The sequence below is a fragment of the Pseudarthrobacter sp. O4 genome (assembly GCF_050157025.1).
Lineage (GTDB): Bacteria > Actinomycetota > Actinomycetes > Actinomycetales > Micrococcaceae > Arthrobacter.
On the sequence record NZ_CP189591.1, the window covers coordinates 3,104,804 to 3,131,345 of the forward strand.

A 26,542-nucleotide genomic window follows, 5' to 3' on the forward strand; every position below is an offset into this window, starting at 1 on the left:
TTTCTTTCTGGCGGGGGTATTACGAATTACCTAGACCCCTTCTGGGACTTGGCATCTTTCCGTGAGTCCAAAGGTGCTAGCACAGGCTAAGGGTCTCGTTTAGCACACCTGTTGTCGGCGCCCCTGAGGTGGCATGGCGAATGCACGACCGTGGCGGCAAGTTACGGGCGAACAGGGCTGTCGACTTCCGGCCCTCGATCTGAACAACGACGACGTCAACGCCTCCACCCTCGGATGATTCCTCGACCGTTTGTGGCCGTAGGAGTTGCGTCAGGTTATCCACTAGTGCCAGGACCCGCGCGTCTGTGAGGAGCACCTTCCCTCGGGCCCACGCTCACGTGCTCGATTGGGCCCTACTTAGCCATCCGAAGGGACGGCGGCCGCCGACATCTGATGTAGCGGGACGACACTCGCGTCGGTCGTATGAAGGATCAGCGGGTCGCTGCTCACACGGAGGACCTGCCATAGTGAGCCTGGCCGTCCAGAAAGAGGGCGGCAAGTCCATCCACGCTTCCACGGGCAGCTCCTCGCAATGGATCTCAAGGTACTCCCTCGGCGTGAGCCGGTATGGCGTGCTCGCGATTCCGTCTCGCTCGAAGTCCCTGAACGGTGACAAAGAACTCTGGAGGCGGAACAGGATCTCGCGGGGCTGACCTGTGCTACTTCCGTAAGCGATGGCGGGCATGAAGGCGCTTTCCATTGTGTCCCCATGCCCGCCACGCGTGCATGAATGGGACCTCAAATGCCATATTGGTGGAGTCCAACTTCTTGACGCCGGACACCGCTAGGCCCGCCTGATTCCGTTCGCGAGGAGAAGTTGCTTCTGCTTTTTGGTTAGGCCGGCCGTGCCATCCTTCGGTGCGTGGTGAAAGTCGCAGCCTTCACAATAGAAGGTGGGTGAGCGGTGGATGGCCAGCCACTCAGGCCCGGGGCCACGTGCGTTCGCCCGCCTAAGCTCCGCGTTCTTTCGCCGCAGCCCGCGTCCGGGTTGCTGCCGCAGGGCAGCATGGAGGTGGCCCCGGTGATCCGGGTGACGTGGTAGCCCGTCGGCGCCGGGGTTCCTGTGGAGGCAGTCCAGCTGAAGGCGACGTTCGAGGTGCTGCCGGCATTGTTCCAGGTCCAGGGTAGTTGAAGCCCTGCAGCTGGAACGCGGCGAAACCCTTGATGTGGAACCAGCCGTTGTTAATTTTCAGTCAGTGAGGTCTCCTGAGGTGGTCTGTCGTGGGAGCGGATGCAAAGAACCGGCTGGCTGCTGGCGGTGTGTGAGCTCGACCGCGACGGAACCGACAAGCAGCTGCTCCAGCCGGATTCCCAGGCCAAGTTCGCGGGTGCCAACGACGATGACCGATGCGTTGGCGGATTCGGCAAATTGGTCCAGTGCCCCGGCCGGGTCGCCCCGAGAGCGTCAGGAAGGACCAGCGGACTCTGGTGCCGTCCAGGGTGTTTCTGAGACGGTCCCGGACACCGGCACTAGCTAACTCCGCTGTCCGAAATCCCCGCGGCAGCTCAGTACGGGACGAACGCGGCCCGGTCGTACGTGTCCCACCTCTTGGCTGGCGTTTGGGCCGGCGATGCTCCTCGGCGGCTGCATAGGCTCCGACGCTCCAGAACGATGAGTACCTACGGCAAAAGTCGCATTCGCGGCATTGTTTGTCAGGGGCGTCTGAGAACATGCGACGTATGAATAACAAGTTCAATCCGATGACAGATTCCGACAAGGGGAGACTACGGATTTTTCCCGAACGGATGAGCAGGCCTCCTCTCGAGGAGGCGTGGTGGGAGCGACTATCTGGCTCAGAGGCCGCATTCCAGTGGGCGGGTAGGGCAGGTCATGAAACTGCATGATGATGAGACATTGCGCGAATTCTTGGACGCAGGAGAAACCCGACAATTATGGGCCCGCCACCGGATAACTGGGGAACGCATCTACCTCAAGGTCGGGGAAGCGAACCTGAAGCGGTCTGAGGCGAAGGCGAACTGGGCCTGCATCATTCCCTACTGTGATGTGGCAATCAACACCCGAGGAGGCTCGAAACGGGATAGCTTCTACCATCCCAAAGGGCATGACCACGGCGGGAATGGACCAGAGACACTAAATCATCTGGCTGGCAAGGCCATGCTCCTCACCTGGGCCGATGCTCAGGCCCCGGAAGCGACAGTGACTGAAGAAACCACGCTGAAGGACAAGGCAATGGACTTTCACCGCCGACCTGACGTGCTGGTGAGGTGGGACAGGCCCACCGAGATGCTGTTGGCTCTGGAGGTCGAATACAAGAACTTCGCATACGGGCCATGGATAGCGAAGCAGAACGACTTCACCGCCCAAGATATCGCCTCCACATGGCTTCTCGGGCACACCAACTTCAAGCCCACCCGGAAACAGGCAGGAAGCTGGGACAGGACAGTCAAGGTGCCGTCACAGGCGAACATCATCGCCGAAACCGGGAAGCACGTACTCATCATCAACCCCGGCACCGAGCAGATCGGCACCCTGGCCGGAGACAAAGGATTCACCACGAAAGTCGCTTCGAAACAGGCGACAGCTTGGCTTGCCCTGGAGGCTATCGCGGACTGCGAACTGACCCCTGACGGGCTGATCACTCCCACGATGCGCCGGATAGATAAAGCCATCAAAGAACGAGAAGAAGCCGAAGCCGAACGACGAAGGCAGGCGGAGGAAGCCAGGTTACGCGAACTGGCTGAAAAGCAGCGACTTAAAGAGGAGGAAGAACGCAAGAAGCGCGAAGAACAGGAACGCACGGAACGGTGGGCCCTCTGGCGCTCGGAATGGGAGCAACACTCGCTAAGAGCCGAAATGATCGAACGCTGGGTGGAACTGCCCAAAGTCATCGACAACTACGACAACAAGCCAGGAGGAATACACGCCAACCCAGTTCACTGGCATGCCGTCCTCTATGAACGCCTGGTCCACCCGAAACAACCCGGTGAGGAGATCACCGAACAGGACTGCTGGAAGGTACTGAGCCAAGAGCGCATTCCTACCAGCCGCAGCATTTCACAGCGTACGAACTCCCTTCAGTCCTTCCTTACCGCTCTTGCCAAGGAAGGATTGACCGAACGCATCGAGAAGGGATGGGTGCTGCTCCGCAAGCTGGAAACCCTGGAGCAGAAACGTGCCCGGAACGAAGCGCTTCTTCGCGAACGGGAACAAGCCCCTCAAGAAGAACAACAACTCAAAGCCCACGAGGAGCAGCGGAAGGCCGCGACCCAAGCAACCCTAAGGCAAGTCGAAGAAGAGCGCTCCGAGACTGAAACGCGGGCACCACAGGAACCAGAAAAGCAGTCAGATGAGAAACGGACTCAGGCTTCCGACGAGTTTCGGTTGACACCCGAGACGCACAGCGCGGCCCATCTGGCGCCTGTCGCGAAGCGGGTCATTTCACCCGAGCCTGAAGACCACCTTCAAGCAAACCGGAGTCAACACAAAGCCAAAGGCATCCTAAGGAAAATCGGCAGATTCATCTTCGGGGGCGAATAAAGAAAGTGCGTGGCAGTCCCAGCTAGTAACGTCAGACTTCACTAGCCACGGCTTTTATGGGAGCGGGTGATGCAGAGGCATTTACAGGTAGGGAAAAGCGCCCAGGCAGCGGGACAGACCATCAACTCACCGTTTCGCCCCGGCTCAAACGAGCACCTTTTCTGGTGAACCATATGCCATCGGGGGATGGGGTTGTGTCCAAGGCGGGCTGGGCTGACTAAACGATCTCGTGCCACTGGGTTGTCGGCAGCAGGGGAGTGCCATGGCGCGGGTATTTCGCCCGCTACGATCCAAAGTCACAGATGCGCGCCTTCGCGGGTCCGTTCTTCGTATACATACCAACCCGCGGAAGCGTGTTGCCTCGCTGGCCGAGGCGTGGCCAGAAGGGACTCCAACACTGCGTCACCGTTCAACCTTATCTCCGGGTGATGGAGAAATCTGGCTATGGATCGGTCCGCTGTTCTCGACTCAGGTTCCCCTGTGGCGAGCACTACAGAGACGGCCGAGAACTGCTTCGCCCGGATTTCGCACGGTCAGAGGTCTGTGAGCAAGCGAGCACAAGTAGAGTTTTGCAAAGCCCCGACAGATCAGATGCGGCGATCCCCTCATGCCAGCCGAACCCTACGAATCCGTTTGGCGTTCCGTGGGTGCTGATCGCGAGCAGGTCAACTGGCTTGCTCAAGGCCTTCCTGAAGTCATCCACACTGCTCGTGAAGCACGTGCCTTCGACGCCTAGAACCGTGCGCTGGTATTTCCGCGCCGACGGACGGTCGAGCGTAACCACTCGGACACTGATCTCTCGTCTGTGAACAACGGTATCCACGCCGGCGGTATTGCACCAACCGATCAGCGCGGCCGCAGTGAACTCGGGCCCGTTGTCGCACCGGACGTAGGTCGGGGTGGTGCCGGTTTCGGCGATGATGTTCTCCAGCACCGCGACCACGTCCGACACTTTGAACGACCTGCGCGGGGTGATGGCCAGGGCGCTGCGCGTGTATTCATCGATGACGTTGAAGAAGCGGATGTTCCGGCCGCAGGAAGTCACATCGGACTGGAAGTCGAAGCTGACCACGTGCATCGGATATTCGGCCGTGAGACGCTTCTGCTGCCCGGCTCCGGGCCCGGTCCGCCGCTTCTTCCTCGCCCTGGGCTTGCAGGTGAGTCCTTCGTCGCGCCAGAGCCGGCGCACCCGCTTCCTGTTCAGCGCCACTCCAGCCCACTCCGGCTGGGCGAGCAGCTGCCAGCGGGCTTTCCGCCATCCCCACGCCGGGTGCGTCACCGCGACGGCGCGCAGGGCTGCACGGAGCCGCACTTCCTCGAAGCCCATGTCGGGCTTCTTCTTGCCGAAGGCTGACCGGTTCTGGCCGATGACCTTGCAGGCGAAGCGTTCGGAAGCCCCGAACTTCTCCACCGCCATGCGCACGGCACGGCGGCGGGGTTCGGGGCTCAGAATTTTCCAGTGATGATGTTCTTACCGGCTTGAACACCCGGCGGAGGCGATGAGGGAGGCCGTCATTGAGCATTTTCTGGCCCTGCCGGACCTTGGCGATGACCTGCTCGGGGGTGTGTCTGCGTGCCATGATTCGTGAATTTCCTCCTGTGTCCATTCTCGGACACGAAACTCACACAAACACTGGACTTCTATCCGGGGACCCAACCACTCCGTAGGAGTCCTCGGTGGACGGGGATCACAGCCGACGCCGTCCTGATTCGGGGGTGACGGGACGTTGCCAGCTTCCGCTCGTTGACCATGGAAGGCCTGAACTGCTCCTGCGTAGGAGCAAGTAGTATGGCCGGAACAGCAGCGGGAATGGCGTCTAGTACAGACCGCAGGAGTCGGTGCTGGCTTTGGGAGATCCAACCAAGTCGACGGTAGGCGGTTATGAACGCTTCAGGATCCAGCGGTTCGCGGCTGATGAGAACACGCTTGCCAGGCTCCAGATAAACTTTCAGTGATGACATGAAGATGCGATGGTAGAGCCTGCAAGATTTCTCCCCAGTCAGCCAGTAGGGAAAAGGAATCAAACTGACGAAGAAGACCAATCTCGTTCGCGGGTTCCTTGACACTGGCGACGCAAGCAGACGACTGATATGCGTCGTTTTACCGCCACCGTGCGGGCAGGGGACGGGTCAAAGATGCCGCAGGCCCGGGGGGAATGAGTCGAGGTGCAGCTGGGGCTAGAACTCGTTTGGGACGATGGGATGCCGCGTCCGTGCCCGGCAGAGTGTCGTGAGCATCAGGAGCATGTGTATGTTCTGTGTTACGGGTGGCCGACGATGGTCTCTGATATCGACATTTCGGGGGAGGTCTATCCGATCAGGCACTATGTCGGATACACGGCATCCCCGAAGTACCCGCCGATCAAGCGAATCGTTTCCCATGGGGCGATGAGCCGGAATTTTGTGGCCGATATCCGTCCGGGCACGCTTGAGGACGAAGCGAAGGCCAAAGAGCTTGAAGCCTGTCCGAAATGTGGGAAGAGCCTGTGGTACTTCGGTGAGTCTCCGCGGGCCGTGGACCGCTTCCAGGTCGGTGATGTCGTCACGAGGGGAAAGGGGAAGATCGGTTACGAGATCATCGACGGCCGACCCGGCAGGAAGGGCCTCCTGCGCCCAATCACCGTACCTTCAAGCGGGCTGTCGATACCGCGGACCGTTCCCCTCTCGACGCTCACCCTCCGGCAGAGGAATCCCGATTCCTACCTGGCCTTCCAACAAGCCCTGCAAGGATACTTCCGGCAGGAGTGCGGCAACACTCATCAGGAAGAGATCGAGCAGCTCCGAACAGCTGCTCTGAGAGCATGGCCTGGACAGGCAACCATCAGCTAAGCCCACCAGTCTATGGGCAGCCGTTCGTATGCAGGGGTCCATGCCATGGCCCCCGGTGTCTTATGGTCCGAGCTCACACGGTGCTCACACAGGCGCTTATCCGAGCGGTGGCGAATCTTCCAGCGACTCTCCGCCTTCATCGTCGACAAGGGTCTCTGCTCCTTCTCGAGTTGACTCGGAGAGGAGCAGATCCGCCATCACGTCTTCAGGTTTCTCCTGGAAGCGGGCGTGCGTCGATTCAGGAAGGTACAGGGCAAATGGCCAGTGCTCGTCGCTGGCGCAGGCTGTACCAACCCTAATTATCTGCTCCGCCTTTAGCCGCTCGCCATTCATGTCGGCAACAGCCTCATTGACTTTGTCGGTGCATTCCCGGTCGATGGCGAAAAGCGGATACTCCCTCGCTCTCCAGACTCCCTTGAGGATGTGCGAACCTTTGAATACGAAGTCACTGACTACGTGAGTCTTTTCGTTCGCATCGTCTGGCGCGGCGGCATGGGCGGCTAGGGCGATTGCCCATGCGACTTCTACGGACAGGGTGAAATATCTGCGTTCCGCACGCCCAATTACCCTAAAACCAGTATCAATGCTGGGGCCGAAGTAGTCATAGAGGTAGCGACGCGTCCTGCGCTGACCTGTCAGTGCCTTGTCGTTGAGAACAACAACAGCTTCGTCGGAGTCCTCATCCTCGGGGCTAATGGGGATAGTGGACTCGCTGTCGGGACCTGGGAAGGTTGCAATGAACGCTCCCCCTTTCAGGGCAAGTTTGTAGTCAGCAAGGACCTGATCCTCGTAGCGCCCCACTGCGGCCAGCCACACGCGGACGGCACGGCTGATCTGCCTCTCCGTCGTGACGTCGACTTCAAATAGCAGCTCGTCGCCCACACCTTTCCACAACGAGAAGGATGTTTTCTCATTATCGAGTTGAGTTTGAGCACGGTCGGCATCCACCAAGAACTGGGGAAACTCCCAGTAGAAGCTCAAGAACACCTTCTGCCAGCCACGCTGGGTCTGCTTGAAACTGGTAGATCCCACGAGGTCGCAGGACATGAACAACTTCGACTTCGCCCTAGATGCTGCCAACGCTAAAGCCTCAGGGCTTGGGCACGGACTTCAGCGGCCTTGGCCGAGACCCCAAACTCGTCCCCCAAAGCAAACCAGTCACTTCCGAGCCGCCTGTAGGCCTGCCTGAAATAGTCTGCCGGCATGAGGAGAGAAGCTGCAAAGACGTTAGCCTGCGTCTCAGTGCGGTTCCGCTCCCCCCTGCCGAAAGAGACCCGCTCCGTCCGGCCAGGTTCGAGATAATGCAGAAAGTAGTGACCCAGTTCATGAGCGATCGTGAAGCGATCTCGCCGTTCGGATGTCAACGGTGGCAGGTGAACGACGAAGCCGGCCTGAGGCCCATACACGGTCAATGCTTCCGAAGCGAAGATGGAGTTGGAAACGTCGACCGTCCCGCCAAGCTTGTCCAGAAGATGCTTTAGATCAGCCCGTCCTGAGGGCGAGTAGATGCCGTGATGATGCCCCACCATCTCGGCATAGTTCGATATCGCACTGTTCGACAGCGCAGATTCCTGTGTCGTGTACACCATAATATTCCCCGCCCTCCGGCTTACATTCTATTGCGCCGCCGACCACTCACGCTGTCATCTGCGTCTCGTCTGCGCTACATTTTGACGACTCTTTCGCAAGAAGCATCTTTGTCCAGCTTGGTGACGTCATCGAAGAGGCATGAATAGAAGCAAGAGTGCATCCACCAAGTTGTGGGAGGGGCGCTGATTGGCTTATCAGATGCTGGCGCCGGATCCGTTGCTCCTGCTGGGAAGAATTCGGCGTGAGCGCGTTCGCCTGGATACTTCGCATCCGCATCCATCGGTTGACCTCCGTAAATGTCGCAGGGGGAATCAGACGTTCATTCGCCAGAGGGATCCCGTTCCGGAGGCAGCCCGTACGTTCGTCCACCGTAGTCGAGGCAGTGATGGGAGTCCGCAGAGGGCTACTTCATGACAATCTCTGGGGGTGAGCAAGGCCGTCGCCAGGTCCGTGCACTGTGGTTTGAACATTGTGGACCCGCCAGCGGCGAGGTGGTTCACCACCCCGGAGTGCTTCCATAGTTCACCATCCCGCCGCAGCTATTCAGGGCAGTGTCGAGGGGCGCCTTGATGAAAGAAACCGCCCGACACACCCGCTAACGAGCAAGCTAAAGCGAAGTTCGAACTGCGAGCTTGCTGTCACAATCCAACGAGTCCGCGGCGATGTACTAGCCTCTCAGGCACCAGTTGGTGTCAAAGGGGGACAAGATGCACATCGAATCCGTGACGTTGCGGAATTTCCGGTGTTTTGGTGATGAGCCGGAGAAGATTGAGTTCGAGCCGGACCTTACGGCGTTCATCGGGAACAACGGGAGCGGGAAAACCGCGGCCTGCCAAGCACTCCAACGCGTATTTGGCATATCGGCTGAAGAACGAAGCGTGCGGCTCGATGACTTTCACGTTCCGCCTGATGGGAGCGGCGACGAAGAGGTCACAACGCGGTCGATGTCGATCGAGGTTGTCCTGGCTTTCCCCGAACTGGACAGCGAGGACGGGGACAGGCGATTTGTTCCGGAGTTTTTCCGCCGCATGGCGGCTGACGATGAAGGGAACCTCAAATGCCGCATTGTGCTTGAGTCGAGCTGGACAGCTGACAGCACGGTTGACGGTGCGATTGAGACGAGTCTCATGGCCGTGACCTCTTTCGCGGATACTTACGACAGCGACGATGAACACAGGTTTTCGCCCGCTGAACGATCCCGTGTGCAGTTTGTCTATGTGCCGGCCTCTCGAGATGGAGCCCGCCAGGTCACTGCATTCTTGCGGGGTCGCTTGTGGCGCGCAGCTCGATGGTCAAACGACCTGCGTGACCTTGTTCGCGAGATGTCCGCTGACGTCGGTAAGAAGTTCCATGAGGAGAAGGCCACACAGTCCGTCGAAACGGCCTTTGGTGAGAGGTGGCAGCAGTTACATGGGGCGGGCACGCATTCGACCCTTCGGTTCCAGCCTCTCGAACCTGATATTGACCAGTTTCTGCGTGGTGCCGAACTCACATTTGAACCAGATCCGATGAAGACAGCCCGGCCTGCCCGGCTCCTTAGCGACGGCCAACGCTCTTTGTTGCATCTGGCGTTGACTACAGCTTCGTTGGACCTTGAATCGGAAATTGCAAATGATCCGGAGAACGACAGTTTTGATTCGGCGGCAACTAACTTGCCGGCATTGACTGTTCTTGCCGTGGAGGAACCCGAAAACAATCTCTCTCCGTTCTACCTCTCCCGCATCGTCAGCCAGCTTCTGGAGCTGGGTGCAGGTTCCCGAGTGCAAGTGCTGTTGTCCACACACTCAGCAAGCGCGTTGGGGCGGGTTGACCCCGGTGCTGTTCGGTATTTCCGTCTCGATGGCGGCACGGGTGGTGTCTCTGTTCGAGCCATCACTTTGCCTTTGGATGGCTCGGTAGCCGGGACCTATGTGCGTGAGGCTGTTCGAGCCCATCCAGAGTTGTATTTCGCGCGGTTTGTCTTGCTTGGTGAGGGGGATTCTGAGCAGGTTGTCTTACCTGCGATCGCCCGCGGCCTTGGCTTCGATTTGGATCCGTCGTTTGTGGCCATGGTGCCTTTAGGTGGTCGGCATACGCAGCACTTTTGGCGGTTGCTTACTGATTTGGGAATTCCGCATGCGACGTTGCTTGACCTCGACCATGGGCGCGCAGGTGGGGGTGCGGGACGCTTTCGGAATGCGTGCAAACTCCTCGCAGAATTCGGCCACGATGTGATCCCTGCTTTGGACGGGTTCGCATCGGTGGAAGACATCAGTGATGACCTGGCTATCCAGTATCTTCGTCCCGTGCGGGACAAATTGAGGGAACACGGAGTGTTCTTCTCGGCACTGCTCGATTTGGACATGCTGATGCTGGACCACTACTGGGATGCCTACACATCGTTGGACGACGGGGAGCGGGGGCCACAGAACTCCGATGCCACAGAATCAGTTATTGGCACCGGGGGTACAAGCCGGGGGCGGAAATACTGGAACCCGACGAATAAACAAGATTCCGAAGAGAAACAGGAGCTGTTGCGTTGGTATCGGTATCTATTCAGTAATCGTTCCAAGCCTGCCACGCACTTGCGTGCCCTGAGCCAGTTGCAGGAAGGAGCCTTGGCTGATCCGCCACCGGTCTTGAAGGCCTTGGTTGAGTTCGTTCGTGAGCGTGTTCAGCCATGAATCTTGATGATGAATATCCGGAGGAGTTGGCAGGTGCCCGTACGGTGGCGCCTGGGTTGTGGCGGCCGACGGACATTGAGGATCTTGAGCCAACGGCCTGGGAGGCCCTGCGGCATACGGGCAATGCTGCTGTTACGGCCGGCCCCGGGGCGGGCAAGACGGAATTCCTTGCGCAACGTGCGGCGTACCTTTTGCAAACCGGTGTCTGCCGCGCGCCGGGCCGAATTTTGGCTATCTCTTACAAGCGTGACTCTGCGATCAATCTGGCACGCCGCGTTGCCGCACGTGTTCCTGACCACGCACATCGTTTTGTGTCCCTTACCTTCGATGCGTTCACCAAAGGACTCGTAGACCGTTTCGCACAGGCGCTGCCCTCTCCGTGGCGCTTTGACCATGCAGGCTACGACATCCAATTCTGGTATGAGAGAGCAGTGCGCGACTTCCTGACTGAGATTGCCCGGAATGGCCCCGCGGGGATGGAACGCAAGCTGTACTCCATCAATGCTGGCAGATTCCTGGCCGATACCGTCGGGATTTGGAAGCTGCCTCTAAACCCCGAAGAAGTGCCAGCATCGGCTGAGGAGTACGCCGCCTGGTCCTGGTGGCAAGAACAATACTTGGGATCCCGTGTGCCGACGGTCGATTTCACGATGCTCAACCGGATTGCGGACCTCCTCGTTCGTTCAAACCCCCGCATAGCAAGGGCCTTACGCGCCACCTACCCATTCGTGTTCGTCGACGAGTTCCAAGACACCACCAGCGCCCAAATCACCTTCCTTCAGACTGTCTTCGGGCATCCAGGCGTCGATACTACTGCCGTCGGAGACAGCAAGCAGCGAATCATGCGTTTTGCCGGTGCCCTCGAAGACGCCATGGGGCGCTACGAAAAGGATTTCTCCGCCAAACGCTTCCATCTGACCTGGAATTTCCGCTCGTCAGCCGAACTGGTATCCGCGCAGCACCATGTCGCCAGCAAACTCGACCCGGCAATTACCCAAGGGGTATCCAAAGCCAAAAGCGAAACAGGACATGTCCCTCTCGAGATCTGGACCTACCCCAACGAAGCCCGCCAGTCCGAGCACATCGCCGAATGGATCGCAACCGATATCTCGTCGTCCGGGCGGAGCACGTCGGACTTCGCACTCGTCGCCCGACAAAAGGTGGCCGATATAGAGCCCACGCTCGCCATCGCACTGTCCCGGCGTGGAATCTCTCTCCGGAATGATGACACCACCTACGGCAAGCTCCGCCTCACAGAACTCCTGAAAAACGACGTCATCCAACTGCTCATAGGAGTGCTTCAGCTCGCCGCCGAGAAATTCGGGCTCGCCTCCACCTGGGTCGAAACCCAAGCCTTGCTCAACCGGATCAACGGCAATGAGCACAGTGTCCGTGAGGAACGTACAAGCGCCGACCACCTCAGCGCATTCACCTCAGACCTTCGACAATGGCTCAGGACGAACCCGGTTTCGACGACGGATCCTGTCAGCGTCATTCAACGCGCAACCTTGATCGTTGAAGCCAAACAACTGAAAGCCTTCGTGCGATCCCAACACGCCGGAGATGACCTCGCCCTCCTTCTGGAGGCACTGACAGAGCGCCTCCGGGCTGTCATGAAGGCAGAGCGCAGCTGGAGCCAAATCTTCTCTGACGTAGCTGCGCAGGATGCAGCCACACTCATGACTATCCACCGCAGCAAGGGACTGGAATACCACACGGTCATCATGCTGGGCTTGGACGATCAACAATGGTGGTCCTACAAGAAGGACAGCCAAGAAGCCACCTCCACCTTCTTCGTCGGGCTCTCCAGGGCTGCGCACCGCGTCATTTTCACAGCCACCACTCCAGGACACCGCACAGGAGGCATCCGCGCGTTATACGAACTCCTCGACAGCGCCGGAGTGAAAGAAACGCATTGGAACTAGTTGGCGGGCGTTCAATGCTCGGGTCTTAGGACTGGGCAGCCCGGTAACCGAAGAGCCAGCCGTGGTTACCGGGACCCTTGGATGGCATGCTCCCGCCGGAACGCTGACCTTTCCGCTGGGCTCATTGCGTCAGCCATACCCTGCGGGTGGTTTCAGGAACTTATGGAGCAGTTAGGGCAGCTGAGTCTAATGCCAAAAGGACTGCGACGCCTCCGACTCGTGAACCTAAAACCCATTCATGACAAGTGCTACGCACCCTCTAGGTCACGGACATATACCCAGAGGTTCAGACGCGATAGTCCTTCGGGCGCACCGCCCTTGGTCCTCGCGATCCAAGCTGCGGTAGGTTTCTTTGCCGCGGTGACCACCCATTCCTCCAGTAGAGGGGCGGGTCTGGTCCAATCGGGCCTGGCAATGTTCAGCCGATCGCATTCCCTCCCTACAACAGCTGCGAGCAAAGTGTCCCATCGTTTGGAGCCTGTTGATTCGGGAGGTGGTACTAAGAAGTTTTCTTGATCCGTTCGGGAGGCTACGCGAAATGACTGAAGCGCGGTGGCCATATTTCTGAAGGCAAAGTAGATGTCGCCGTCCCGTAGTTCACGGCGCATGCCCTGGGCGGTGCTGTGTACTGACAAAGCGTGGTCGGCCATGACTAATACTATTCCAGCAAGCTGCATGGCAGGTGTTGAGGGACTGAACCGCAGCTTCCGATCCCATTAACCTGTCGAAGCAAAAGTCCGATTTCCTGACAATAAATCGTGCCGGAAAGCAATGCTGGTAGTACCTATGGCATGATCTCCCGGGATGGCAGAGATGCTCCTCAGTCGCAGAATGTCCCCGGGCCTTTCAGACTCTAAAGCTGCCTCAAGTACCCGCGCCCAACGCTAACCCTGGTGCTGCTGTGTCAGCAGGGCCCTGGTCGACCTCGTTACCGGCCCGAGCTCCAGGCATACGTTCAGGGGTACTGATTGGGGTGGATCCGGGATGTTCAGACTCGCAGCACCCGTTATTGACCTTCAGTGAGCGTCAATCGAATCTCCTCTACCAATGGGTCAGACTGAGCGTGACCCCCAACGCCCGGCTAGTCGACGGCCTCAAAGAACCATAGAAACACGGCGTTGGCAGGCGGCCACGGCACCATTTTCAGCCCGGAACGGGCGTCCGGCAAGGACACACAGGTTAGTCGCCTCGGCTTCGGGCCGATCGAGCGGAATTGATCCGCCACTCCGTCGAGGATGCTCTCGCTGTCGCCGCGGACGCTATAAGTATCGTCCTTGGATACTTTTCAATCTATCTGCTTCTGTCGCGAGAGTGCTCCGGACGGCTCTTTGAGGTGCTGGGTTTTGTCGGTCAATGCAGCGGGTGTCTCCTGAAGGGATGATGAGCTTCGGACGATCAGCTCGAATGGGGTTGTCACCGAAGAGGGCTCTCCGCTGGCTCCGGCGAGCTCATCAAGGAGGATTCTGACTGCCAGAGCCGCTTGATCCGCTGGATGTTGAAGGATGGATGTCAATCCAAGGGGGGCAGCCAGGTCATTTCCTTCCAAGCTGACAACCGCAACCTGCTCAGGGATTCTTACTCCTCGTCTAGCGCATTCGAAGAGGATCCCAATGGCCGCTTCATCTGAGGGACAGATGAACGCGACAGGTCCCGATGTCCAACCTGTCCATAGCTTTTCAAAGACCGCCCTGGCCCGAGTGAATGATTCAAGGGGTGATTCCGTTGCCCTGTATGTCAAGGACTTTCGCACTGCCTCAAGGATCTCCGGGCAGCCGGTATCCTCTTCTATCCATATGTGGCTGTCCGCGATCAACAGCGCTGTGCGCTTATGCCCTGATTGGCGCAAATGGCGTACTGCTGCGGAGAGCATTTGCTGCTCATCTACTCCAACGCTGTGGCCGCGAGAGGCGCTGCCGCCGACGACAACACAGGGAAGTGTTGAGCCTGTCAGCTCCGATAGTGCTGTTCCTGACTCGGCGGCGTTGCCGAGGATGAGGAAGGCATCGACATGGCTTGGGCCTAGCGCCCCGATGCGGTTGCGATCGTGCGCATCGGTAACAACGATGTTGAGACTGTAGTTTCGGGCCGCCAGTGCGCGGGACGCGCCTTCGAGAGCTTTGGAATAGAACCAGTGGCTCACCGAGGGGGTCAGTACCGTTATGATTCGGGACCGTCCTGTGGCCAGGGCCGCGGCCGAGGGGGAAATGGAATAGCCCATGGCCGCAGCGATTCCGGTGATTCTGTTTCTGGTCGATGGTGTAACGCTAGGTTGTTGTCTCAGGGCGCGTGACACCGTAGCCGTCGAGACTCCGGCGGCCAATGCTACGTCCTTGATGTTGACGGTCAAACCCGATGTCCGCCGACGCTGTGTTTTCAATGCCGCTCCTTTGATTCGACCTGCTTCATGGGAGGACAGCTGGACCTTCAGCCCGCGTGTCCCTGGCAACCTACTGTTCGGACCTCACTGGCAACTCATAAACGGACAGAAGCACCGGCCTTTCCAAACCAACAGAAACCTCTCCTGCCTCTTTGCACTTCATATTTCCCTGCGTATTGATGATCCTGTCACTAGCCTTAGCTCGATTGGGGACTCAAGGTGTATCGTTACACAAATGATGATCACACGTCGAGTTCGAGTTGGACTGCTCATGCTTGCCCTGGCCGCCTTTGGGTACAACACCTCGGAATCGTTTCCCGTGGGCTTGCTCCCGAGGATGTCGGCTGACCTGCAGGTGGCTGAATCCCAGATCGGCGCCCTATTGACTTTGTACGCCGCAGTCGTGGCAGTAACCGTTATCCCCGTCGTTGTGATGACGTCATCTGTTGGTCGCCGCCGTCTTATCCTGATCACTGTGGCCGCACTGGCCGTTTCCAATGTGGCCATATCGGTCGCGCCCACCTACGAACTACTGCTCGGGGCCAGGCTGCTCTCCGCCACTACGCACGGAATCTTTTGGTCGATGATCGCCCCCACGGCCGCCCTGCTTGTTCCCAGAGGCCGTGAAGGTTATGCCACGGCGATTGCCTTCACGGGGAGCTCTCTGGCGATGGTGGCCGGAACACCGCTCGTCACGGCCTTGGGGGAACTGATCGGTTGGCGATTGGCCGCGGCTCTTCTTGCATTCTTGGCAATTATCACCTTCATCGGACTCCGATCGGCCCTTCCAGCTTTGAGATCACCTTCGGGGGACAGAGGCCACCGGGCGCAGTGGGAGCCGTTCGTCCGTACGATCAAGGATGGGACACTCATTGCGCTGTGTGGGGGAACGGTGCTCGTTGTTGTTGCCTATTTCGCCACTTACACCTACATAGCCGTCTTTCTTGAGCGTTATGCGGGGGTGACGGGGACTGCGCTGTCCATAGTTTTGCTGGCCTTCGGCCTTGCCGGGCTGATGGGGGTATTTATCGTGGGGAAAGTGACCGACCGCCGCCCCAGGCTGGCGGCTGTCGTGTGTCTGGGTACCTTGGCGGCCGCCCTGTTCGGTATGGCTGCTTTTGCTGACGTGGCACCGGTCGCCGTCATCGTGTCAGTGGTTGCACTCGGCGGAGCATTCGCGGCGGTGCCGGTCTGTCTGCAGTCCGCCGTCATTCGGGTTGCTCCAGGATCTGCGGATGTAGCCTCATCGGTGTACGTCGTCGCTTTTCAGATCGGAATAGCCGGTGGTTCCTTTGTTGGAGGATGGATGATCGACCAGGATCAGCTCGTCATGGTCCCGGTTTGGGCAGGAATCATCGCCCTTGCCGCTGGCTTCATAGTGATCCGCCTGCGGCGGGCCTTCACGCCGCTGTCGCTGGAACCGGCCGCCTTCCCTGTGGCCGAACTGGTCGAGCGGACCTAGGCAAGACGGTATCGAAACGCCCGATACCATGTGGAGAAAAGTCAGCGCCTGGTGCTTCTTCTTTCGATGACACGCCAGGATGCCTGCGGCTGATCGGCCGTGAGGCCGGCCGCGATCTGACCGCAGGTCCGCCCCTGCTCATACAACGACTGCCGGAGGGTCGTCAGGCCTTCGGCGGCGGCCGCCAGCCCGTCATCCCATCCCGAAACCGAAAGACTGCTCGGCACCACTCGCCCGTGTTCGGAAGCGGCCTCCAACACTCCCACAGCCAGTTCGTCACTCATGCACAGAACAGCATCAACAGGGATACGGGCCTCCTTCAAAAGGAGATCGAAGGTGGCTTTCGCCTCGGTCCTGAGGTTACGGGAAAGCGCGACGACATAGACGTCACTCCACTTGAAGCCCGCCGCCTCAAGACCTTCCCGAAAACCTTGCAGGCGGTCCTGCGTTACGGGAAGTTTGGCCTCAGTTACATCCAAGCCGTATCCCTGGCATGGCGTGCGCGTGTGATCGAGGGAGAAACTGACAATTACCGGATGGTTTGTTTCCTTCAGGCACGTCTTGCTCATCGCCCGCGCCGCCGCCCGGTCATCAGCACCCACTTTAACGATGCCATCATATTCAGGCCCACCTTGAATGGCGCAAGGGCGACCAGTCCTGACCGCTGCCCCCAATGTTGGATCATCCGCGACCGTAGTCCAGAAGACGTACCCATCCACAGCCGCTTCCGACACCCGGGAGGCGTCTCCAGGGGTCCCTTCAGTGGGAATAAACGTCAGACCCAGATGGTGTTCAACACAAACGCTGGCAACCCCCGCGAGAAATTCGCTGGCCTGTGGATCACGGAACGCGTAGGTAAGGTGCTCGCCAAAAACAACACCCAGGCTGTTCGACCTGCCCGTTTTCAGTGAGGTCGCCCACGGATTCTTCCCGGTATACCCCAAATCCTTGGACGCTTTGAGCACGCGCTGGAGCGACTCCTCGGAGACACGCTCAGGGTTATTGAATGCATACGAGACGGTCATGACCGACAGGCCAGCCTCATTAGCAACGTCGCGGAGGGTCACTCGACGCTGATTCTGTTTTGTCACCAATCGAGACTACGTGGCCAACTCAGTTCCATCAAGCGATTTGTGTAACGCTACACGCTCGACTAGCGTCTTGTGTATCGTTACAGGTTATCGGGCCCCCACAGCGCCGTTCCCAGCCGATGACTCCGTCTTATTGCAGAAGCTACCCAACACCGTTGCGCTCCAAGTCAAAGGAATTGAGAGTCTCATGGAAACCTTCCCGGCTGAATCGAAGTTCGACCCACTCAACACTTCAGGCACATGGACCGTCGAACATTCCCACACGATCACCTACGACGTTCGCATTTGCAAGGGACTGCTCGATGTGGAGAGCCCGGTGCTTGCCGAGTGGTGTCTTTCGACGCAGGACCGGGAGCATCAGGTTCTTATCGTTCTCGATGACGCGGTGAACAGAATTTATCGGCAGGAGATCCACCGCTACTTCGTGCACTGGGGTTTGCTGCCTTCGTACATGGTTCTTGAAGGAAATGAGGGCACCAAGGACGTCGAATCAGCGATGAAAGTCGCCGCCCGAATCGGCGAGGTTGGGCTGCTGCGCCGCTCAGAAAAAGTCGTCGTAATCGGAGGCGGCGTAGTGATGGACGTAGTCGGGATGGCCGCCAGCCTGTTCCGGCGTTCGCCTTGTATCCCGTCTGGACTTCGACACCATCAACGTGTCTGACATTTTCCCCGACACGGACACTCCTGCCGGGGTGATCCTTGCAACGCCGCGAGACTCGACACTGGACTGCTTATCAGCCGCTCTGGATGAGGCACCGCCCGGAAGTCTTATCGATGTGATCGGCGGTTTCCAGCCGCCGGCTGAAGGGCCTTACCTCAGAATTTTTGAGACACGAGCATCAAATGTTTGCGGCAATCCATCCACCACCCGCACTTACACTCACCTGGGCGGAAAAGGAGAACTGTCGGTAACCGGGCACCGCGGCGTATCGGCCAGGCATCTGGCGGCATCCGCACAAATACTGAAGCAGGAGCCGAACCGCTTTAAACAGCTGCTCACTCATTGTGTTTCCCCTATGGCTGCGGTTCGGTATTTCAACCAACTCTCCGAGGGAGGAAGCCGAAACCTGGACGACCGACCCCTCAAAAAACTCGTAATCGATATGCAGATGGGTCTGGTTTCCGAATGAACCGTGAGGAGGATAACGACCGCAATTCGGCCCGGGCCGTTGTGGTGGGAGGGTCAACAGGAATCGGCCATGGAATAGCCCAGGGCCTGATACTGGCAGGTTACACAGTTGACATCGTCAGCAGAAGCGAGCCGAAAGGTCTCGGCCCCAAAGCACGCTGGCACCATTGCGATCTAGGTGATCAGGCCGCGACCTCCCGTACCATGCAGAGCCTTGCAGCCGAGCCACTTGATGTCTTCTGTTTTGCCGCCGCCTACTACGGCGAGGCCCGCAAAAAAATGGCGGAGACGACCGAGCTCGAGTGGGCACGACAAGTTCAAGTGATGATGCACGGATTATGGACGGGGCTTCATAGCTGCCTTCCTGCACTGCTGGATGCGGGTGACGGGTTGTTAATCAGTGTTTCCTCGGAGGTCGTTTACAACTCCGGCCCGGACAGGAGCGGCTACGCGGCGGTGAAAGCCGCAGCGTCCGCCCTCGTTCAGTCTGTTGCCCAGGAATACGACGCGAAGGATCTGCGCGTCGTGGAGCTATTGCCCTCAGGAATGGTGGATTCACCAGGTATCCGGAGCCGGCGCCCGTCCCAGTTCGATTACACGGGCTATATGACCCCGGACAAATTTGGGGCGATCGGCTATCACCTTGGCACGACCAAGGGCAGGACCGACGCGGGGAAGGTGTTGGCGGTAGCTGCGGACGGTACCTGGACAGAAGTTACCGAAGGGTCAATGCCTACCTCCCAGAGTGGCAGCCGATGATGGGGGCGAGCAAGAAAGTTCCCCTCGGATTGACTTCGTGGCGCCTCCCTGGGACCACGTTCGACGCCCCGAGCCTGGCCGCTCAGGCTGGCATCAAGCGTCTTCAGATCGATGTTGGCGGCGGAACCCGGGGACCTGTTCTGCATTCGGGGGAGCATATAACCAGGCTTCAGGACCACGCAGACTCGGCCGGGGTTCAGATCACTGCCGTGGCTGTCAATCGGCTGAATGACCTGGGGATTAATACAGTTGACAGTTCCGCAGTGGCGCGGGCGGTGGATTTCGCCAGGATATCCCTGAACACCGCACATTCCCTCGGCGTCCAGACGATTCTTATCCCAAGCTTTCGGCAAAGCTCGATAAACACGGATGACGACCTGCGCCGGACAGCCGATTTTCTGCGGATCATCTGCGATGAAGCTGTATCCGCGCGCATTGAGGTTGCTACGGAAAACGTCTTGACGGCACCACAGCTAGTAAAGCTTCTGCAGATGGTCGGCCGCAGCAACCTGAGAGTGCAGGGAGATGTTGGCAACCTTGCACTCCACGGAGTGGACCTTTCCACCTACTGCGAGGCCGCGCGAAAGTCTTTGCTGGGTGAATGGCATTTGAAGGATCATCCCAAGCCGCCGCTGGAAAATTGCCAACTAGGGGCAGGGATGGCAGAAGTCGCTGGGGCGATGTCAACACTCCTGCGCCTCAACTATGCCCGATCGTTCGTCATCGAAACGGATCATCGACACGCAACCCTCTCCGAGATCCGTGAAGACATTACCTGGGTGCAGAACACCCTTACTCAACTAGAAAGGTAGGACCAGATGCGAGCACAATTCGATGCAATCCTGTTCGATATGGATGGCACTCTCGTCGATTCCACTGCTGTCGTCGAAAGGACATGGAGGAACTTCGCCGCAATCCACGATCTTGACGCCAAAACAGTCATAGGCCACGCACACGGGCGCCCCACAGCGGAAACCGTTTCATTCTTCATCGGGAACCCGGAGGTAGCAGAAAGCGAAACCGCCCGAATCACCCAGGCTGAGAGCATCGACACCGAAGGAGTCACTGAAATCCCCGGTGCGGCTGCAGTCCTGGAGGCTCTTGCCGACCAGAAATGGGCCGTTGTCACCTCCGCTGGCACCAACGTGGCGAGGGCCCGCATGAAGGCATGCGGGCTAGTGCTACCGAAAGTTTTTGTCACAGTCGAAGACATCAACGTGGGCAAGCCGCACCCTGAGGGATACCTGTTGGCATGCACGCGCCTTGGAGTTGAACCTCAGCGCTGTCTCGTGTTTGAGGACGCCGGACCAGGGATCGCGGCGGGACTGGCATCTGGCGCGTCGGTTGTCGTCGTCGGTGGCTACCAGGGGAGCGAAACGGCCGGCCTCCGCGCCATCTCCGATTTCACGGATGTAGTTGTCGAAGCCGGAGCGGTCCGCCTGTCTCAGGAGAACCGTTCCGACCTCAATCACAAAGTGGCCTCGGTGGGATGACTCAGACAATCGCAGGCCTGCGATGGCACCGGAAACCGGCCAGCCGCGAGAAACCGTGGGTAGTACATGTGAACACCACTGCAACAGGAGGGGGAGTGGCAGAGCTGCTCGAAGTGCTGACAGTGGACGAGCAGGACAGCCCATATGAATCAGGGTGGCTTCTCCTTGAAGCACCTGCGGAGTTCTTTCACTTCACCAAGAATCTCCATCACTTGTTCCATGGAGGCGGCAATCCTTCCCTCCTCCAAAGCGGATCCGCCGCTATTTACAGAGGGGTGTTCCTCGCTCCGTTCAACCACCTGCTTAGTTCTCTTCTGCCGGGCGATACCGTCGTGCTCCATGACGCCCAGACATTAGGCCTGGCGAGTGCTCTGACACCTTTCGGCGTCCGAATTGTCTGGCACTGCCACGTTGGTTCTGCTGAAGATGGACCAGGGAAAGCTGCACTGTGGTCATTTTTCGCACCCGATCTGGCGAAAGTCGATGTCATTGCTGTTACCCGGCGGGAATATCTTTCGGGGGCAGGTGTGGACATAAAAATCCGCGAGGTATCACCGGCAATTGATCCGCGGGCCCCCAAAAACCGTGCCCTGCCCAAGTCGACGCAAAAAGAACTCCTAGATGGTCTGGGGCTCCACGGTACTTGCCGCAAGCCCGAGGGCTACAGGCTGTGGCAGGAGGAACCCCTGCCTCAGGACGCCTCAGTTGTCCTCCAAGTATCAAGGTGGGACCCGCTCAAAGACATGATGGGAGTTTTAGGCTGCGCCCACGCACTCCCCGCAGAAACTCATCTCATCCTGTGCGGCCCAGATCCTGACGAAATCTCCGATGACCCGGAGGGCGGGGAGCAACTCCAACTTGTCCTCAACGCACGCTCACGGTTGGAACCTCATCTGAGACGCCGGGTGCACGTGCTGGCGCTCTCGCTCCAAGACAACACCCTGAACGCGCTGCGTGTAAACGCCCTCCAGCGCCGAGCCGACGTAGTGGTGCAAAAAAGCATCCAAGAGGGCTTCGGCCTCACCGCGACAGAAGCAATGCACAAAGGAAAGCCCGTCGTCGCCACCCGGGTTGGCGGGATGATCGACCAGATCCAGGACGGTCAAAACGGGATCCTGATTGATCCCGCTGACGCCGAAGAGTTCGCCTCAGCGGTGCGAAGACTCATTGACGACCCGGGCATCCGCGCTACCCTCGGCCAAGCCGCGGCCCGATCGGTAAGTGAGCAGTATTTGATGCCGCGCCTCGTCGATGACTACCGACATCACCTCATAGCAAGGAGGAAGACAATATGACTGGGTCAAGATCCGCAATCATCACCGGAGGCTTCGGGCAGATAGGTGATGCCATTGCAACCGAGCTTCTGGAATCAGGGTTGGTTGATCAAATTTGGTGCCTTGACAGCCGCGTGCCAGATGTTCGAACAGATCCCCGGGTGCGGTACATCCAAGTGGATCTGTCCGGGGAGGAAGAAATGGAGCAGGTCAGAGCTCAACTCCCGGACAAGATCTGCATGCTAATTAATGCTGTGGGAGGTGAAAGACGTCCGTCCGTCGCTGTCGTCCAGGATAAGAGCTGGCCCCCCTCAGCGGTGTGGGACGACATCACAGTCCTGAACATGGGCCTCCCATATAAAGTCACCGAGCGGCTTCATGACCGCATCGAAGACGGTGGCACCATTTGCAACATCAGCTCCATTGCCGCAGGGATGCCCTGGGTCGTGTCTCCTGCATACGGAGCCGCGAAAGCGGCACTGGAGCACTGGGGTAAGTCCCTCGCTGTTGTGTTAGCCCCTCGCGGGATCCGCGTCAACGCGGTCCGGCCGGGCTTCGTCTGGAGCCGGCAATGGGCGGAGGTGTCCCGTCAAGAATTCGACGAGGTGGTACGGGACAGAGTGCCCTTGGCTCAGGTATCAACAGGCGATCACGTGAGCAAGGAACAGACGCCTGGGGACATAGCACAGGTCGTTGCTTTCCTATGTTCTAATGCGGCGAAACACCTTACAGGACAGACGCTCGATGTAGACGGTGGTGCGGCTCTTGCGCGCGCACCGCGGTGACTCTCAAATTCGGCTCAAGAACAGCAGCAGTCTGGGGCCACTAGGCACAATCCGACGTCCGGCCTCCACCCGAGGTACTCGCTATGTCGGCGCAGCAGCCGACCCGATGCTGAGAGATGTCGAGAAGACTGACCATGACAACACAAAATAGTCTCCTCGTTGAACAATGGCAGGCATACCGTGGAGAGGGGGTGCGGCTGTTCGACGGTGCCCTTTCCTATATCGACTGCGCTTCGGGCACCTTCAACCTTTCACTCGGCTATTCGAACGCGGAAGTGACGAGCGCGCTCCACGAGCAGATCGATCGCTGTTCCCACCTCTCATCGGACCTTACACAGGCAAAGACGTCGGCCATATTCGAGTCGCTGAAAGATTTTTTACCCCCGCACATTGCGGCGTTCTGGTTCCGGGATATTATCGGGTCTTCGGCCACCGAATGTGCCATTAGGATCGCCCAAAAAGCCACCGGCCGCTCGGGCATTGTGTCGTTGTTCCTGTCACATCACGGACAGACTGTAGGAGCGGCCGGCGTTTCGGGAAATGCGTTCCGGCAGGCAAGCTTCACCCTTCCCTTTGTCGGTTCTTTGAAAATACCGGCACCAGACTGTTTGAACTGTTTCTATGAAAAGACCCCTGACTCATGCAACATGCTGTGTGCCAGAAGGCTCGACGATTTTCTGGAATATGCCTCCAACGGGCAAGTAGCAGCAGTAATCATCGAACCTGTGCTGGGCAACGGCGGGAACATTGTGCCTCCTCCGGACTACTTCAAGACGCTCCGGGAAGTATGCGATCAGAACAAGATACTCATCATCGCCGATGAGGTACAAACTGGATTCGGCAGAACGGGGACCTTCTTTGCCAGCAACGGTTTTGCCAAGGATCTTCGCCCCGACATCATTACCTTCGGGAAAGGCGCCGGCGGCGTGGGTATCCCAGCAGCCGGAGTAGTCATGCGCGCCGAACTGGACGTGCTTGAGCCATGGGAACATTCGACAACCTCCGGCGCAAATCCGCTTGCCCTCGCCGCGATGGAAGCGACTATCGCCTACATCAAGAATCATCAGGTGCTCCAAAACGTGCAAGTCGCGGGAGCGGCCCTCAAACAAGGACTGCATGAACTCGAGACCGAGTTCCCGATTATGCGAAACGTCCGCGGCGTGGGACTCATGCTTGGTTTCGATCTTCCAAATTCAGAAACGACATCCCTCTTCATCAGCATTGCGAAGAGCCACGGACTGATCCTTCGCGGAAGCCGCTACGGATTCGGACACACGATCAAGGTCCGACCACCGCTGATCATCAGCAACGACGAAGTCGACGAAATCCTCGTCTCCCTACGATCGGCCCTGGCCGACCTCTCGATAAGGAAAACGGCATGAGAGCACTGAAATACGCGGACCCCTGGGACCTTCGGCTAGTTGAGGTGGAAGCCCTTCACGCTCTAGGGCCACACGATGTGGTAGTTGACATCCATTACTGCGGTATATGTGGGACAGATCTGGGAATCGTTTCCGGATCCTATCCGGTCGCGCAGCAGGGAGTCACTATCGGGCATGAAGCGACGGGCATAGTGGCCGAAGTTGGCGAGAAGGTCACCAACGCCAAGGTCGGTGACAGGGTCGTTATCAACCCGACACCGTTCTGCGGCGAATGCAGAATGTGCGAGAGCCGTCGCACGAACCACTGCACCAACAAGATGGGCACGGAAAGCGGGGTGAGCTACGACGGGGCATTCGCTGACCGCTTCCTCACCACCGAAGAATATGTGCACGTTCTACCGGAAGATGTGTCTCTTAAGGCGGCAGCGCTTACAGAACCCCTGGCTTGTGTCCTCGGGGGTGTCCGCCAACTTGACCTGAGCTTGCCCAGCCCGTACACGTTCGTATTTGGCGCGGGACCCCTGGGCCTGTTGTATGTATGGGCTCTGTCCCTGAGAGGCGTTCTCCCAATCGTCATTGAACGTTCCGAAGCCCGGCTTCGGTCCGCGGGCCCGCGCCTGCCTAAAGGAGCGAAAATTTACCGCTCACTGGAAGAAGCGCGGCGATCTCATTTCCGCAACCTTGAGGCACCGCTCGATCTCGTCATAGACACCACATCGGGCATGTTGATGGAGTTGTACCCTCAGTTGGCGTGCGGCGGCACTTTTCTATCAGTGGGCTTGAAAACACAAGACGCGACCATTGATGCGCTCCAGCTCGCCGACCGCAGCCTTACCATCCTCGGATCCATTGATTCACGTGATGGCTCCTTCTCAGAGGCTTTCAACCTCATCGCATCCGGGCTCCTTCCTGCCGAGGAACTGATCAGCGAGGTGATAAGTCTCGAGGATTATGAACGGGCCTTCTCTACGCTGGGATGTGACATCAGAAATCAGCAGCTGGGCCCTGCCCCAGACGCCAGCTGCAAGGTCCTATTAAGCATTGGCGGAGAATGAAATGGACGCAATGAAGTTCAGCATCGTCATACCGTACAAAGACCGGCTGGCCAACATGAGTTTGGCGCTAGAGTCGCTCTCACATCAGACTCTCCCCACTGACGACTTTGAAGTCGTAGTCGGTGTAATGGAGAACTCGCCGCAATATGCCGAGCTGTGCAGAAAATTCGAGAACCGTCTCAACATTGTCTCTGTCGTCACCGCGAAGAAGTGGCAGCTGGGCCTGGCCCGCAATATGGCGATGCGCCTGTCGTCCGGGCAGATAATTGTCCTGCTCGACGCAGACATGGTCCTGCCGGACCAATTCCTCGTCCGCTTATGGAATGAGCATTACTCAAACGGGGAGAATCAATGTGTTGTGGGCCAGATGATCGATTACTCGAACAATGACACAGACGTTACCGTCGTCGATCATCATCCCTACAGCCACTACAAGGACCGGCTCGAAGAGGTGCAGGCTAAAGGCCCTGGCGAATCGGATCCTCGACTTCAATTCGACCATATAATTCCTTGGGCCTACGCGTGGACCGCCTTGATCGCGCTGCCACGCGAGAGTGTCGAGCGTGACGACTTGACCTTCGACCTCAACTTCTGGGGCTACGGTGTTGAAGATCTTGAATGGGCCCATCGGATCAGCGCCGCCGGAATCCCCATCGTGATGAGCCGAAGTGCGTTTGGCATCCACCTGCCGCACGTCAGGAGCTTGGCAGCCAATAAGAAAACTGAGGCCGTTAACTATCGATATTTTGTAAAAAAGTGGCCATCCATAGAGGTGGAGCTCGCAGCGTGCTTCGGCGACTTCGAGGCAAACCAGCTCATCAACCCCCTGAGACAGGAGCTGGACCACGTCCTGGAAATCGGTAAGTCTTTCGCCACAGTCTGCGCCTCCCGCGGAGAAGTCCGAACTCTTTACCTCGGCGCCCTAATTTCCGCTGATGGGAGCCTCGAAGGCCTTCCTGAAGCAGTGCCGAACGAAACAAGGGAAGCCTACCCGCTGATCGGTCTTGCACTACCGTTTGGCGATAAGTCCTTTCAGGAGGTAGTTACCTTGGCCCCTGTCCGAGGCCTTTCTCTGAAATACCGGAAAGCAGTGCAGTCGGAGGCCATCCGAGTCTCTGAAAAGACACATGCAACGGAACTAAACTTTGCTGCACACACTCATTCATTTTAGCCGGAAGAGCCTCATGGGGAGACAACAGATGCACGCGGATATGCAATGGATAAACGAA

Annotated in this window: 20 protein-coding genes and 1 pseudogene; 15 read left to right on the plus strand and 6 right to left on the minus strand. The window is 58.4% G+C overall.

What is annotated here, in order from left to right:
• Window positions 1-1,189: 1,189 nt before the first annotated feature.
• Window positions 1,190-1,378: a hypothetical protein gene (locus ACQCSU_RS14495; protein ID WP_426979800.1), complete on the minus strand. Its 189-nt coding sequence runs from the start codon at window positions 1,376-1,378 to the stop codon at window positions 1,190-1,192.
• Between the two features lie 453 nt (window positions 1,379-1,831).
• On the opposite strand from ACQCSU_RS14495, the gene ACQCSU_RS14500 reads away from it, so the two are divergent.
• Window positions 1,832-3,499, plus strand: a complete 1,668-nt coding sequence (locus tag ACQCSU_RS14500) for a competence protein CoiA family protein (protein WP_426975986.1) — start codon at window positions 1,832-1,834, stop codon at window positions 3,497-3,499.
• An 814-nt stretch (window positions 3,500-4,313) separates the two neighbouring features.
• Here the strand turns inward: ACQCSU_RS14500 and ACQCSU_RS14505 are convergent.
• Window positions 4,314-5,079 (minus strand): annotated as a pseudogene (locus tag ACQCSU_RS14505) (DDE-type integrase/transposase/recombinase); the annotation flags it as partial.
• Window positions 5,080-5,776: 697 nt separating this feature from the next.
• Here ACQCSU_RS14505 and ACQCSU_RS14510 point away from each other — a divergent pair.
• Window positions 5,777-6,328, plus strand: coding sequence for a hypothetical protein (locus ACQCSU_RS14510; protein ID WP_426975987.1), 552 nt, complete (start codon window positions 5,777-5,779; stop codon window positions 6,326-6,328).
• 96 nt (window positions 6,329-6,424) lie between these two features.
• On the opposite strand, the gene ACQCSU_RS14515 is transcribed toward ACQCSU_RS14510, so the two are convergent.
• Window positions 6,425-7,408 (minus strand): hypothetical protein, encoded by a 984-nt coding sequence (locus ACQCSU_RS14515; RefSeq protein ID WP_426975988.1) that lies wholly within the window; start codon window positions 7,406-7,408, stop codon window positions 6,425-6,427.
• A gap of 2 nt (window positions 7,409-7,410) precedes the next feature.
• Window positions 7,411-7,917: an ImmA/IrrE family metallo-endopeptidase gene (locus ACQCSU_RS14520; RefSeq protein WP_426975989.1), complete on the minus strand. Its 507-nt coding sequence runs from the start codon at window positions 7,915-7,917 to the stop codon at window positions 7,411-7,413.
• Window positions 7,918-8,625: 708 nt separating this feature from the next.
• Here ACQCSU_RS14520 and ACQCSU_RS14525 point away from each other — a divergent pair.
• Window positions 8,626-10,581 (plus strand): ATP-dependent nuclease, encoded by a 1,956-nt coding sequence (locus ACQCSU_RS14525; RefSeq protein ID WP_426975990.1) that lies wholly within the window; start codon window positions 8,626-8,628, stop codon window positions 10,579-10,581.
• Window positions 10,578-12,506 (plus strand): UvrD-helicase domain-containing protein, encoded by a 1,929-nt coding sequence (locus ACQCSU_RS14530; protein WP_426975991.1) that lies wholly within the window; start codon window positions 10,578-10,580, stop codon window positions 12,504-12,506. The genes ACQCSU_RS14525 and ACQCSU_RS14530 overlap by 4 nt, the downstream gene beginning before the upstream one ends.
• A gap of 1,285 nt (window positions 12,507-13,791) precedes the next feature.
• On the opposite strand, the gene ACQCSU_RS14535 is transcribed toward ACQCSU_RS14530, so the two are convergent.
• The gene (locus tag ACQCSU_RS14535) at window positions 13,792-14,799 is read right to left on the minus strand and encodes a LacI family DNA-binding transcriptional regulator (protein WP_426975992.1); all 1,008 of its coding nucleotides are present in this window, start codon (window positions 14,797-14,799) and stop codon (window positions 13,792-13,794) included.
• Here ACQCSU_RS14535 and ACQCSU_RS14540 point away from each other — a divergent pair.
• Window positions 14,723-16,345 carry an MFS transporter gene (locus tag ACQCSU_RS14540; protein ID WP_426975993.1) on the plus strand — a complete coding sequence of 541 codons (1,623 nt, stop codon included), beginning with the start codon at window positions 14,723-14,725 and terminating at the stop codon, window positions 16,343-16,345. The two genes, ACQCSU_RS14535 and ACQCSU_RS14540, sit on opposite strands and share 77 nt — an antisense overlap.
• Before the next feature lie 41 nt (window positions 16,346-16,386).
• On the opposite strand, the gene ACQCSU_RS14545 is transcribed toward ACQCSU_RS14540, so the two are convergent.
• Complete coding sequence (locus tag ACQCSU_RS14545; protein ID WP_426975994.1) at window positions 16,387-17,412, minus strand: LacI family DNA-binding transcriptional regulator; 1,026 nt, start codon at window positions 17,410-17,412, stop codon at window positions 16,387-16,389.
• 211 nt (window positions 17,413-17,623) lie between these two features.
• Between ACQCSU_RS14545 and ACQCSU_RS14550 the strand changes: the two genes are divergently transcribed.
• The 10 genes from ACQCSU_RS14550 to ACQCSU_RS14595 all read left to right on the plus strand — a co-directional run bounded on the left by ACQCSU_RS14550 (window position 17,624) and on the right by ACQCSU_RS14595 (window position 26,484).
• Window positions 17,624-18,097 (plus strand): iron-containing alcohol dehydrogenase, encoded by a 474-nt coding sequence (locus ACQCSU_RS14550; RefSeq protein ID WP_426975995.1) that lies wholly within the window; start codon window positions 17,624-17,626, stop codon window positions 18,095-18,097.
• Window positions 18,090-18,566, plus strand: coding sequence for a hypothetical protein (locus tag ACQCSU_RS14555; protein WP_426975996.1), 477 nt, complete (start codon window positions 18,090-18,092; stop codon window positions 18,564-18,566). Before ACQCSU_RS14550 ends, ACQCSU_RS14555 begins: the two co-directional genes overlap by 8 nt.
• Entirely contained in the window at window positions 18,563-19,324 is a 762-nt protein-coding gene (locus ACQCSU_RS14560; protein ID WP_426975997.1) for an SDR family NAD(P)-dependent oxidoreductase, read from the plus strand. The genes ACQCSU_RS14555 and ACQCSU_RS14560 overlap by 4 nt, the downstream gene beginning before the upstream one ends.
• On the plus strand, window positions 19,324-20,136 hold the full coding sequence (locus ACQCSU_RS14565) for a sugar phosphate isomerase/epimerase family protein (RefSeq protein ID WP_426979801.1): 813 nt from the start codon (window positions 19,324-19,326) through the stop codon (window positions 20,134-20,136). The genes ACQCSU_RS14560 and ACQCSU_RS14565 overlap by 1 nt, the downstream gene beginning before the upstream one ends.
• A gap of 6 nt (window positions 20,137-20,142) precedes the next feature.
• A complete protein-coding gene (locus tag ACQCSU_RS14570) occupies window positions 20,143-20,817 on the plus strand; it encodes an HAD-IA family hydrolase (protein ID WP_426975998.1) in 675 nt (224 codons plus the stop codon).
• Window positions 20,818-20,912: 95 nt separating this feature from the next.
• Window positions 20,913-22,112: a glycosyltransferase gene (locus ACQCSU_RS14575; RefSeq protein ID WP_426975999.1), complete on the plus strand. Its 1,200-nt coding sequence runs from the start codon at window positions 20,913-20,915 to the stop codon at window positions 22,110-22,112.
• A complete protein-coding gene (locus ACQCSU_RS14580) occupies window positions 22,109-22,876 on the plus strand; it encodes an SDR family NAD(P)-dependent oxidoreductase (protein ID WP_426976000.1) in 768 nt (255 codons plus the stop codon). Before ACQCSU_RS14575 ends, ACQCSU_RS14580 begins: the two co-directional genes overlap by 4 nt.
• Window positions 22,877-23,010: 134 nt before the next feature.
• Window positions 23,011-24,258: an aspartate aminotransferase family protein gene (locus ACQCSU_RS14585; RefSeq protein ID WP_426976001.1), complete on the plus strand. Its 1,248-nt coding sequence runs from the start codon at window positions 23,011-23,013 to the stop codon at window positions 24,256-24,258.
• On the plus strand, window positions 24,255-25,313 hold the full coding sequence (locus ACQCSU_RS14590; RefSeq protein WP_426976002.1) for a zinc-dependent alcohol dehydrogenase: 1,059 nt from the start codon (window positions 24,255-24,257) through the stop codon (window positions 25,311-25,313). The genes ACQCSU_RS14585 and ACQCSU_RS14590 overlap by 4 nt, the downstream gene beginning before the upstream one ends.
• A 1-nt stretch (window position 25,314) precedes the next feature.
• Window positions 25,315-26,484: a glycosyltransferase family 2 protein gene (locus ACQCSU_RS14595; protein ID WP_426976003.1), complete on the plus strand. Its 1,170-nt coding sequence runs from the start codon at window positions 25,315-25,317 to the stop codon at window positions 26,482-26,484.
• Window positions 26,485-26,542: the final 58 nt, after the last annotated feature.